Source organism: Acinetobacter rathckeae (assembly GCF_015627125.1).
GTDB lineage: Bacteria > Pseudomonadota > Gammaproteobacteria > Pseudomonadales > Moraxellaceae > Acinetobacter > Acinetobacter rathckeae.
The window spans coordinates 697831-710109 of record NZ_VTDO01000001.1 but is presented as its reverse complement, the minus strand read 5'-3'; the positions used below and the strand labels follow the sequence as shown (position 1 = coordinate 710109).

Below are 12279 nucleotides of genomic sequence, written 5' to 3'. Positions count from 1 at the left end.
GTTTTTAAATCTCTTGGTCTAAAATATATTTACATTGAACATCAAATAATACTAGGGAGTAACACAATGACGTTCCAACGCATGACAGATTTAGATTTACAAGGAAAGCGTGTTCTTATTCGTGAAGACCTGAATGTGCCTGTAAAACAAGGGCAAATTACCAGTGATGCACGTTTACGTGCTGCGCTTCCAACAATTAAAACAGCACTACAAAAAGGTGCTGCTGTCATGGTGTGTTCGCACTTAGGTCGTCCTGTTGAAGGGGAACCTAAAGCAGAGCAGTCTTTAGCTCCTGTTGCTGCATATTTATCTGAAGCACTTGGTCAAGCGGTTCGTTTAGAAACAGAATATCTAGATGGTGTTGAGGTTGAGGCAGGTCAAGTTGTATTACTTGAAAATGTACGTTTTAATCATGGCGAAAAGAAAAACAGTGCTGAGCTTGCCCAAAAATATGCCAATTTGTGTGATGTGTTTGTTATGGATGCATTTGGTACAGCACACCGTGCAGAGGCATCAACCGAAGGTGTGGCTCGTTTAGCGCCGTGTGCTGTAGCAGGCCCGTTACTTGCAACAGAGCTTGATGCGTTGGGCCGTGCTTTAAAAACGCCGGCAAAACCAATGGTGGCCATTGTTGCAGGTTCAAAAGTTTCTACAAAGTTAGATGTGCTTAACTCACTGTCTACTGTATGTGATCAACTGATTGTGGGTGGTGGTATTGCCAATACCTTCCTTGCAGCTGCAGGTTATAATGTGGGTAAATCACTGTATGAACCAAGTCTTATAGACACTGCAAAAGAAATTGCAGCCAAAGTTGATGTGCCATTACCTGTAGATGTTGTGGTGGCCGATGCCTCACATATTGGTGATGATTTTATGAGTTTTGTTGCAAATAGCAAAGCAGTGGTCAAAAAAGTCACTGATGTGACTGAAAATGACATGATTTTAGATGTTGGCCCTGAAACAGCGGCAACATTTGCAAACTTACTCAAAGCATCTAAAACCATCTTATGGAATGGCCCTGTGGGTGTATTTGAAGTGGAACAGTTTGGAGAGGGCACAAAAGCTTTATCTTTAGCCATTGCAGAAAGTGAAGCATTTTCAATTGCAGGCGGAGGTGATACATTAGCAGCGATTGATAAATACAATGTTGCATCGAATATTAGCTATATTTCAACTGGTGGTGGTGCGTTCTTAGAGTTTGTGGAAGGCAAAACATTACCAGCGGTAGCAGCATTGTTAGACCGTGGTTAATGTAAAAGGATAGGCGATGAACATTAAAGTACTTATGATGGCAGCATTGGTAACACCACTGATGTTTGGTTGTGCAAAAAAATCGGAAGAAAAAACGGTAACATCTTCAGATACACAAGCAACAGCAACGAGTGCAGATCAGCAGGCAAAAATTGATGCTTTAGATAAACCAGTGCTTGATGCGAAAAATACAGATGTCAGTGCAACATCAGCTGTAACACCTAGCCATTAAGTCTACTTTGATGTTCCAAAAAACCTGTGACTTTTAAGTTGCAGGTTTTTTTCTCACAGGTGTAAAATAGCCTAAGTAATGGATAATGATTATTAAAGGTAAAATATGCTACTTATTTTATGTGCTGCATTATGCAGTGTTTGTGTATCTGTGATACTTAAAAAATACCTTGTCCAAGGTTTAAGTGTCATCTCAATCATTACATGGAACTATGTGATTGCATCAGTTTTATGTTTTTTGTGGTTTAAACCAGATATCGTACATTTAACACCACAAAATGTGCCATGGTGGCTCATTGTTTTATTGGGTGCATTACTGCCGAGCATCTTTTTTGCGTTGTCTAAGTCCTTACAACATGCAGGCATGATTAAAACTGAAATTGCACAGCGTTTATCTGTTGTACTGTCTATTTTGGCAGCGTATTTGGTCTTTAATGAAAGTATGTCTGTGCTTAAAGCCTGTGGTTTTGGTTTAGGTGTGATGGCCATTGTGCTTATGATCTTACAAAAAAATTCAACGTCACAACCTACAATCTCAAATAAAGGGATTTGGGCTTTGGTGGCCGTGTGGGTAGGGTATGCACTGGTTGATATTTTGCTGAAATATAATACGCGTTTAGGCTTGGGTTTTGCTATTAGCCTCAATTTAATTTTTGTTTTTGCATGTGTATTGTCATTACTTACGGCACTCATGAAAGCAAGAGGCCAACTTTTAAAGCCACAAAATATATTGGCGGGTTTAGTGATTGGTACACTGAATTTTTCTAATATTGCTTTTTATGTCAATGCACACAGAGCATTACATGACAGTCCAGCCATTGTGTTTGCCTCTATGAATATTTTAGTGGTGGTGATTGGTGCACTATGCGGTGTAGTGGTCTTTAAAGAAAAGCTCACGCCACGTTTAAGCATCAGTGTTGTGATGGCTGTGGTGGCGGTGCTTTGTTTAATGTTGGCCATGAAGCCAAGTTAAGGTTTTATAGCGAGGTAAAAATATATTTATCTTGAAAACGAGCTTTAGGTGAAGTCGCATTCGTATCTGTATCGCTACGGTAGCCTAAAGTCACCACAACAGAGGGTTTTAGCCCTTGTTTTTCTAATTCAAGCTCATCAGATAGCGTCTTTTCATCAAAGCCACCAATTGGCGTGGCATCGATTCCTTCAGCACCGGCAGCAAGAAGGAGTTGACCCAATGCAATAAAAGTTTGGTTCTCTAGCCATTGATCTAGGTTTTGGCGTTCATTGCGGTATAAATGAATATATCCTGAACGGCCTTTGGCTTGCCCTTGTTTGGCTTCGGCACTTTTAAAACGTCCAGAACGATCTTCTTGTTCTAGTAGTTGCTCTAAGTGGCTGTCTGTCACATCTGTGCGTGTACATAAAACCAGTGTGTGCGATGCATTAAGTACTTTAACGGCGTTACTTTCATACATGCCACCCATAGAAAGTGCAACACGGTGCTTTGCCACAGGTGTTTGAGCAATATATACATGCCATGGCTGAATATTTACGGAAGAGGGTGTTAGTCTTAATACTTCAAGTAATCTTAAGAAGTCTGCTTTAGCAATGACTTTGTTTGGGTCATAGGCTTTGGTGGTGTAACGTGTTTGGGCAACTTCTAAAATATCCATCTGTTATTTTTTCCAATCAAAACAATACTCTGTTATAACAAAAAAACAGGCTTTTTTCTTGTCAATGACCTTTGAAAAAGCGTTAAATTTTGCAACAGACTAAAGCATAAAAATTGATTTAGTTATGTGAAAATCGTTATAACTAGGCTAGGTACGAAGGCCTTAGAAGCGTGATAACATAGTTTATTAACATTTTGCATTAAGCTGAGTATTATTGATGACTGAGGAAAGATTAACTCACCTGAAACAGCTTGAAGCTGAAAGTATTCATATCATTCGAGAAGTGGCAGCAGAGTTTGAAAATCCTGTGATGCTCTATTCGATTGGTAAAGATTCGGCGGTTATGCTGCATTTAGCCATGAAAGCCTTTTATCCTGCAAAATTGCCATTTCCACTCATGCATGTAAATACAGGGTGGAAGTTTAAAGACATGATCACTTTTCGTGATGATATGGTTAAAAAGCATGGCTTAGAACTGATTGAACATAAAAACCTAGAGGGAATGGCCGCCAACATTAACCCTTTTGATCATGGTAGCTCAAAATATACTGACATCATGAAAACGCAAGCCTTAAAGCAAGCACTCGATAAGCATAAGTTTGATGCCGCCTTTGGTGGTGCGCGCCGTGATGAAGAAAAATCTCGTGCTAAAGAGCGTGTATATTCATTTCGTGACAGTAAACACCGTTGGGACCCAAAAAATCAGCGTCCTGAGCTGTGGAATATCTACAATGGCAAAGTCAATAAAGACGAAAGCATTCGAGTTTTTCCACTGTCGAATTGGACAGAGCTCGACATTTGGCAATATATCTACCTAGAGCAGATTCCAATTGTACCACTGTACTATTCAGCAAAACGTCCTGTGGTTGAGCGTGATGGCACACTTATTATGATTGATGATGAGCGTTTCCCATTACGTGAAGGTGAAACACCTACCTTAAAGCCTGTTCGTTTTCGTACCCTTGGCTGTTACCCACTCACAGGTGCAGTTGAATCTAGTGCAGATACATTACCAGATATTATTCAAGAAATGCTTTTAACCACCAGTTCAGAACGCCAAGGCCGTATGATTGACCACGATGAAGCAGGGTCAATGGAAAAGAAAAAGCAAGAAGGTTATTTTTAATTTAGTGGAGTAAACACATGTCGCATCAGTCCGAGCTGATCAGCCAGGATATTTTGGCGTATTTAAAACAGCATGAACAAAAAGACTTACTTCGCTTTTTAACGTGTGGGAATGTCGATGACGGAAAAAGTACCCTCATTGGTCGTTTGTTGCATGATTCAAAAATGATTTACGAAGACCAGCTTGAAGCAGTGAAACGTGACAGTAAAAAGTCAGGGACACAAGGCGAAAAAGTAGACCTTGCATTGTTGGTTGATGGCCTGCAAGCTGAACGAGAGCAAGGTATTACCATTGATGTTGCGTATCGCTACTTCTCAACAGATAAACGCAAATTTATTATTGCAGACACGCCAGGGCATGAGCAATATACACGTAACATGGCAACAGGTGCATCGACCTGTGACCTCGCCGTGATTTTGATTGATGCCCGTTATGGTGTGCAAACACAGACCCGTCGCCATACTTTTATTGCGGCACTTTTGGGTATTCGCCATATTGTGGTGGCCATTAATAAAATGGACTTAGTTGGCTTTGATGAAGCGAAATTTGAGCAAATTCAAGCAGACTATCATGCATTTATTCAGCAACTTGGACAGCGTGCCCCTAAAAATATTCATTTTGTGCCCATTTCAGCACTCGATGGCGATAACGTGGTGAATGCGTCAGAGCATACGCCGTGGTATCAAGGCCAAACCTTGATGAGTATTTTAGAAACCGTACAGATTGCACAAGACACTTCACAGCAAGACTTTCGTTTTCCTGTGCAATATGTGAATCGACCAAACCTAGATTTTCGTGGTTTTGCAGGCACAATTGCATTGGGTTCAGTGAAGGTCAATGACGAGATTGTCGTGCTGCCTTCGGGTCAACGGAGTAAGGTTAAAGAGATTGTCACTTATGATGGTTCATTGCCTCAAGCAGGTGTGGGACAAGCAGTCACCTTAACACTGCATGATGAAATTGATGTCAGTCGTGGTGATGTCATTACTCATGTAGAGGCAAGACCACATATTTCACGTGCAGTACGTGCAACTGTGGTGTGGATGGCTGATCAGCCATTGGTTGAAGGTAAACTTTATAATGTGAAAGTGGGGACACAAAATGTGCCTGCCAAAGTCAGCCAAATTCACCATCGTATTGATGTAAACACCTTAGCACATGGCGATGCACAAGGGTCTGTAGAGCTCAATGGTATTGCTGATATCACGGTGGAATTTGACCGCCCAGTGGTGTTTGATGAATATATCAATAGTCGCTATACAGGCAGTTTTATTTTTATTGATCGTTTAACTAATGTTACCGTTGGGGCGGCAATGATTGAACATACCGCTCAATCATTGCAACATGGCGTTGTTACTGCAACAGAGCGTGCAGCACGTTTAGGGCAAAAACCTGTGGTCATTGCTTTAAATACGGCGTTAATCCAAGACCAGACGCTTGAACGAGCTTTACTGAATGATGGTGTCGTGGCCTTGGTTGTGGAACAACCAGACTCACTCGCTGTCCTTAAACAAACAGGACTTGTCTTGTTGGTTGATGAAGCACATAAAGCACAGGCAGATGTTGTGATTCAAGCACAATCACTTGAAGATGCAGTCACAAAAATTAAAAATACGGTATTGCTCTAATACAGTATTTAGGCTTTAAAACATGCCCTCATCGTTTTTTTGTTGAGGGCATGTTTGTTTTTGTTGGGTATGATGTGCTTTATCAATATAATACGCATTAAGATAGGTGTGTCATATTTGTCTTATACTTGTGGCTTTACTACGCAGAGCGATTTTTAATATGGGTAATTATGCCAATCTCACCTTAGCATATGATAAAGAGGAAAATAGTCGTTTAGATTTTGAAAAACACTATATTTCACCCAAATATATTATCCCATTATTTTGGACTGCTTTTTTTAAAGTAGAGCACATTGTGGAAAAAGATATAGAAGGCGGACCGTATTACTATTTTGAAGCGACTAAAGCAGATGCAATGAGTAATTTTGAAGCGAGAATGCATTTGTTTTTTAAGTGGTATGGGCAAGAAGTATTTGAGTTATCAAAAGAGTTTTTTCAGTCTATTTTTAGCTTTGACTATACATATATCATGCTTGATGTAGATGATATTTTAGGTATGAGTGTTGAATACCCAGCAACAATAGTGAGCTTACAGCAGGTGCAAGAATTGATTGACTGTTTTGATGACTCTATAGATGCAATAGAGCAAAAAATGCTTCCATCATTAGATGATATCAATGAAGACTTAAATAGCTGGCTCGTTGGTTTGGATGACGAATATCCATAAGGCTTCAAGCCATGTGCTGGAAATTTATAATACAAAGAGCAAGTTGTCATATAGTTTTTTGATTTTCTCTATATTTTTATAACTCACTTGCTTATACTGTGCGACAGTTAATATATTTCATTTTACACACATCAAAATGCTACTTTAGTAATTAAGTACATGATTGTGTACACACCACCTGAGTGCTTTATGGCTGTATCTAAAAAGTCTGTTGATATCAAAAACATACGAAATTTTTCTATTATTGCTCACATTGACCATGGTAAATCTACTTTGGCTGACCGTTTTATTCAAATGTGTGGTGCATTGCAAGATCGTGAAATGCAAGCACAGTTTCTAGACTCAATGGATATTGAGCGTGAGCGTGGTATTACCATTAAAGCGGCTTCGGTTACATTGTATTACATTCACTCAAATGGCCAAGAATACCAGCTCAACTTTATTGATACCCCAGGCCATGTCGACTTCTCTTATGAAGTGTCTCGCTCATTGGCAGCCTGTGAAGGTGCATTGTTGGTTGTAGATGCAGCACAAGGTGTAGAAGCACAATCTGTTGCTAACTGTTATACTGCCATAGACCAAGGCCTTGAAGTATTGGCTGTGTTGAATAAAATTGACTTACCACAAGCTGAACCTGAGCGTGTGATTCATGAAATTGAAGAAATTATTGGTATAGAAGCAACAGATGCACCAACATGTTCTGCAAAAACAGGGCTTGGTGTAAAAGATGTTCTAGAGCGTTTGGTCGATGTTATTCCACCACCTGAAGGTGATAAAGAGGCATCATTACAAGCATTAATTGTAGACTCGTGGTTTGACAACTACTTGGGCGTAGTTTCACTGGTGCGGATTAAACAAGGTCGTATCCGTAAAGGTGACAAAATGCTTGTCAAATCTACAGGTCAATCTCATGTGGTAACATCAGTAGGTGTGTTTAGTCCAAAACATACAGAAACAGGTGTGTTAGAAGCAGGCGAAGTTGGCTTTGTCATTGCAGGGATTAAAAATATTTTTGGTGCACCAGTGGGTGATACCATTACTTTAGTGGGTACACCTGAAGTTACGTCACTACCTGGTTTTAAAAAGGTGAAACCACAGGTATACGCGGGCTTATTCCCAATTGATGCCAGTGACTTTGAACCGTTCCGTGAAGCTTTACAAAAACTACAAATTAATGACTCAGCACTGTTCTTTGAACCTGAAAGTTCAGATGCACTAGGTTTTGGCTTCCGTTGTGGCTTCTTGGGTATGTTGCACATGGAAATTGTGCAAGAGCGTTTAGAGCGAGAGTACAACTTAGACCTTATCACCTCTGCACCAACCGTAGTGTATGAAGCACTGACAAAAGGTGGTGATGTTGTTTATATTGACAGCCCATCAAAAATGTTAGATGGCACATTGGTTGAAGATTTACGTGAGCCTATAGCAGAGTGTCATATTTTAGTTCCTAAAGAATATTTGGGTAATGTCATTACTTTAGCCATTGAACGCCGTGGTGTGCAAAAAGACATGAAGTACTTGGGTAATCAGGTGTCTATTACTTTTGATATTCCAATGGCGGAAGTGGTGATGGATTTCTTTGATAAATTAAAATCATGCTCGCGTGGTTTTGCATCATTAGATTACAACTTTACGCATTTCCAAAGCTCAAATTTGGTGAAAGTTGATGTGCTGATTAATGGCGACAAAGTTGATGCCTTGGCAATGATTTGTCACCGTAACGAAGCACGTCAGCGCGGTAATGCATTGGTTGAAAAAATGAAAGACCTGATTCCTCGCCAAATGTTTGATGTTGCGATACAAGCCGCTATTGGCGCACAAATTATTGCTCGTTCTACTGTGAAGGCAATGCGTAAGAACGTGTTAGCAAAATGTTATGGTGGTGACGTTTCACGTAAGAAAAAATTGCTTTCAAAACAAAAAGAAGGTAAAAAACGAATGAAACAAGTGGGCAGTGTAGAAATTCCACAAGAAGCCTTTCTTGCAGCACTGCAAATTGATAAAAAATAAGCCTTAGGATAATAAGCCCATGGATTTTGATTTTAATTTAATCCTCGTTCCCGTTACTTTAATTTTATTTATAGTATGGTTACTTGATAAATTTCTTTTTAAGCAACGTGCAAATAACGGGCGTGGTAATGAAAACTTTATCGTCACATGGGCTTATGATTTTTGGCCTGTTTTAGCGATTGTCTTGTGTTTACGTTCATTTTTCTTTGAACCATTTAATATCCCATCAGACTCTATGGTACCGACCTTAGAAACAGGTGATTTTATCTTGGTGAATAAATTTGACTATGGTGTACGTTTGCCGGTCATCAATAAGAAAATTATTGATGTAGGTGAGCCAAAGCGTGGAGAAGTAATCGTATTTCGCTACCCAGTAAAACCGAGTATTAACTATATTAAGCGTGTTGTAGGTTTGCCTGGTGACCGTATAGATTTTAGATCAGGCACATTATTTATTAATGGCCAAAAAGTAGTATCGGTTAACACTGAATTTAGTCGAGAAAAAGATAAATTATCATCTTTTTCTACCAGTTATCGTTTAGAAACGCTTGGTGAACACCAGCACTTGGTGCGTTATTTAACAGATCGTAATCCATTGATTGAGCAGTTTAATTATGCACAAAGCCAAAATGACCCATCTCTAATTCCATTTGTTGCAAAAGATAACTCAACGTTTGTACGTAGTAATGGCACTGACTGGTCCGTGACAGTACCACAAGGTCAATACTTTGCTATGGGTGATAACCGTGATGAAAGCTCAGATGGAAGATTCTGGGGTTTTATTCCTGAAGAAAACCTGACAGGCCGTGCAGTATATATTTGGATGCATAAGGAGCCAGGTTGGAACATCCCAACATTTAGTCGTAATGGTACGATTAACTAAATAAATATTTAACATTAAGTTATGTTAAAATAGTACAACAGTTTTTGTACTGAAGTTTATGCACCTTTTTATACAAAAAGGTGCATAATTACATTAGACCATCTGTACTTCGACCCAATGGTTGAAAGTTCGGTGTAATATAATATCTAGACCCAAGGATCAATCGCATTTAAGCAGGTGATCCTCCTTGAACTTTCGAGAGAGCAGTTGACCAAAGGAACATTTAAAAAGCTAAATTATCAGCGTTTGGCTTTAAACATCGGCTATGAATTCAAAAGCAGTGATTTATTACAGCTCGCTTTAACGCATCGTTCAGTCAGCCATAAATATAACTATGAACGACTAGAGTTTTTAGGTGACTCACTACTTGGTATGATCGTTGCAGATTATTTGTACCACACTTACCCACATGAAAATGAAGGGCGATTAACCCGTATGCGTGCAACCTTGGTTAGACAAGAAGCACTGGGTAAAATTGCAAATGATTTAAAACTCAGCGAACACTTAATTATGAGTACGGGTGAGCTTAAATCTGGTGGGCATCATCGTGAATCTATTTTAGCAGATACTGTAGAAGCAATCATTGGTGCAATCTATACAGACTGTGGTCAATTAGATGTACTTAAAGCAATTATACTTCATTGGTATAAGCCTTATTTAAGCCATATAGAACCAACAGATCAACTTAAAGACCCAAAATCACGTTTACAAGAATACTTGCAAGCCCGTAAAAAACCATTACCGATTTACGAAGTAACCCATATACAAGGTGATGCACCAAACCAACACTTTCAAGTCTTATGTCAAGTAAGTGACTTTTCAGTTGTGTATGGTGAGGGAAGTAGCCGAAGATTTGCAGAGCAAGCCGCTGCGGCAGAAATTTTGAAATTATTGGAGCAAAAAACTGCATGACGATGCCATCTGACCACAACAACGATGACAACAGCCAAACTTCTGAAAAAAATGATCTGATTGATCAGTTTTTTAAGTCACAAGACATTCAAATTCCAGCTGACTTTAAAAGCGGTTTTGTTTCGATTGTTGGTCGCCCAAATGTTGGTAAATCAACTTTAATGAACCACTTGTTGGGACAAAAGCTTTCGATTACTTCACGTAAGCCACAGACCACTCGCCACAAAATTATTGGTATTGATAGTCGTGAAAAATCACAAGCCGTGTATGTAGATACACCAGGTATGCACAAAAAAGAAGTGCGTGTGATGAATAAAATGATGAACAAGGCAGCATACTCAGCACTGCGTGATGTAAATCTTGTTTTGTTCGTGATCGATGGTAAAAAATGGACACAAAATGATGAGTTGGTACTTGAAAAACTCGCCAATGCAGAAATGCCTGTCATTTTAGTCATTAATAAAATTGATACTTTAGAAGATAAAAAGTCACTACTTCCACTCATTCAAGAGCGTACAAAGCTCATGAATTTTGTAGAAATTGTACCTGTATCTGCACTCAGAGGTGCAAATTTAGAGCACTTAAGAGAAACGATAGAAAAGTACTTGCCATTTGGCCAACCACTATATGCATTTGACCAAGTCACAGACCGCTCAGAGCGTTTCTTGGCCAGTGAAATTATTCGTGAAAAAATTATGCGTCAGCTTGGTGAAGAGCTACCGTATGATTTGACTGTACAAATTGAATCATTTAAAACTGAAGAGCCAACCGTAAATCCTAAAACAGGTAAAGTAAAACCTGCGTGTATGTACATTGATGCCACCATTTTTGTAGACCGTATTGGACAAAAAGCAATTGTGATTGGTGATAAAGGGACTAAACTGAAAAAGATTGGTATGGAAGCTCGTATAGACATGGAAAAAATGTTTGAGCACAAAGTCATGCTTACGCTGTGGGTGAAAGTTAAAGGTGGTTGGTCTGATGATGAGCGAGCACTCAAAAGTTTAGGCTATAGCGATATCTAAGTCATTATTTAACAAAGAGGTGAGGTCATGGTTAAAGTATGTTCTATCTTAGCATGTATACTCCTGTTACAAGGGTGCATTACCAGCGTTGTGACCTTACCTGTTAAAGTGGCCTATAAAACGACAAAGGGTGTTGTCAAAGGGACAGCAGCCGTGGTTGGGGCTGTTATTCCAGATGGTGATGATAAAAAGTCCAAAGACTAAATGCGAAATCAATGTTTACATGGTTACGTGATTCATGCACGTAAATATAGAGAGCGTAGCCATATTATTCATTTTTTTAGTCAAGAATATGGTCGAATTGATGGTGTCATACGCCAAGCATTGCCTCCACTATTTCAACCTATGGTGCTGTACGCATCAGGCAAATCTGAGTTAAAAAACTTTACGCATCTTGAAATAGATCAACACCCTATTTTTTTACGCGGTGAAGCTTACTTCTGCGGTTTTTACTTAAATGAGTTATTGCTTAAGCTATGCCCATTAGAAGATGACTTAATAGAACTATATCAACAATATCATCTTACGATTGAAGCATTGCAATATTTGCATGAAAACAGTCAAGATACGCGATATCTTAGACAATCATTACGTCAATTTGAGTATGTATTATTAAAAGAACTCGGTTATGACATAGATTTTAGTGTTGATGCCTTGGGGAAACCTTTGCTAGAGCAACAATATTACCAATTTTTTATTGATCAAGGATTTGTAGAATCTAAGCTCAATACATCTTTTCAAGGTAAAGATCTTTTGTCTTTATTGTCTTTTCCTACGATACCTTTAACAGATGTGCAACTGGTAATATTAGGCCATTTATATCGTCAAATGATTAGCCATTTATTGGGTGATCGCCCTTTAAAAAGTCGTCAACTGTGGCTACAGTATTATCAAAATCAACGTTAACTAGGAACA

Annotated in this window: 13 protein-coding genes; 12 read left to right on the top strand and 1 reads right to left on the bottom strand. The window is 39.1% G+C overall.

Annotated features, from left to right (window positions below):
* The first annotated feature begins 66 nt into the window (after positions 1-66).
* The 3 genes from I2F31_RS03410 to I2F31_RS03400 all read left to right on the top strand — a co-directional run bounded on the left by I2F31_RS03410 (position 67) and on the right by I2F31_RS03400 (position 2455).
* Positions 67-1251: a phosphoglycerate kinase gene (locus tag I2F31_RS03410; protein WP_195767791.1), complete on the top strand. Its 1185-nt coding sequence runs from the start codon at positions 67-69 to the stop codon at positions 1249-1251.
* Between the two features lie 16 nt (positions 1252-1267).
* Positions 1268-1483: a hypothetical protein gene (locus tag I2F31_RS03405; RefSeq protein WP_195767792.1), complete on the top strand. Its 216-nt coding sequence runs from the start codon at positions 1268-1270 to the stop codon at positions 1481-1483.
* Between the two features lie 105 nt (positions 1484-1588).
* A complete protein-coding gene (locus I2F31_RS03400) occupies positions 1589-2455 on the top strand; it encodes a DMT family transporter (RefSeq protein ID WP_195773439.1) in 867 nt (288 codons plus the stop codon).
* Positions 2456-2459: 4 nt separating this feature from the next.
* On the opposite strand, the gene nfsB is transcribed toward I2F31_RS03400, so the two are convergent.
* A complete protein-coding gene (gene nfsB, locus I2F31_RS03395) occupies positions 2460-3113 on the bottom strand; it encodes an oxygen-insensitive NAD(P)H nitroreductase (protein WP_195773438.1) in 654 nt (217 codons plus the stop codon).
* A gap of 217 nt (positions 3114-3330) precedes the next feature.
* Here nfsB and cysD point away from each other — a divergent pair, with 217 nt between their 5' ends.
* From cysD to recO, 9 genes are all read left to right on the top strand, one after another.
* Positions 3331-4239: a sulfate adenylyltransferase subunit CysD gene (gene cysD / locus I2F31_RS03390; protein ID WP_195773437.1), complete on the top strand. Its 909-nt coding sequence runs from the start codon at positions 3331-3333 to the stop codon at positions 4237-4239.
* Positions 4240-4256: 17 nt separating this feature from the next.
* Positions 4257-5867 (top strand): sulfate adenylyltransferase subunit CysN, encoded by a 1611-nt coding sequence (gene cysN / locus I2F31_RS03385; protein WP_195767795.1) that lies wholly within the window; start codon positions 4257-4259, stop codon positions 5865-5867.
* Positions 5868-6027: 160 nt separating this feature from the next.
* Positions 6028-6534, top strand: a complete 507-nt coding sequence (locus tag I2F31_RS03380) for a hypothetical protein (RefSeq protein ID WP_195767796.1) — start codon at positions 6028-6030, stop codon at positions 6532-6534.
* A 189-nt stretch (positions 6535-6723) separates the two neighbouring features.
* Positions 6724-8544, top strand: coding sequence for a translation elongation factor 4 (gene lepA, locus I2F31_RS03375; RefSeq protein WP_195768143.1), 1821 nt, complete (start codon positions 6724-6726; stop codon positions 8542-8544).
* A gap of 19 nt (positions 8545-8563) precedes the next feature.
* Positions 8564-9427 (top strand): signal peptidase I, encoded by an 864-nt coding sequence (gene lepB / locus I2F31_RS03370; protein WP_195767797.1) that lies wholly within the window; start codon positions 8564-8566, stop codon positions 9425-9427.
* Positions 9428-9634: 207 nt separating this feature from the next.
* Positions 9635-10339 carry a ribonuclease III gene (gene rnc / locus I2F31_RS03365; RefSeq protein WP_195767798.1) on the top strand — a complete coding sequence of 235 codons (705 nt, stop codon included), beginning with the start codon at positions 9635-9637 and terminating at the stop codon, positions 10337-10339.
* 2 nt (positions 10340-10341) lie between these two features.
* Positions 10342-11364: a GTPase Era gene (gene era, locus I2F31_RS03360; RefSeq protein WP_195768144.1), complete on the top strand. Its 1023-nt coding sequence runs from the start codon at positions 10342-10344 to the stop codon at positions 11362-11364.
* 27 nt (positions 11365-11391) lie between these two features.
* Entirely contained in the window at positions 11392-11568 is a 177-nt protein-coding gene (locus tag I2F31_RS03355) for an NF038104 family lipoprotein (RefSeq protein ID WP_195767799.1), read from the top strand.
* The gene (gene recO / locus I2F31_RS03350; protein ID WP_195767800.1) at positions 11569-12270 is read left to right on the top strand and encodes a DNA repair protein RecO; all 702 of its coding nucleotides are present in this window, start codon (positions 11569-11571) and stop codon (positions 12268-12270) included.
* Positions 12271-12279 lie beyond the last annotated feature (9 nt).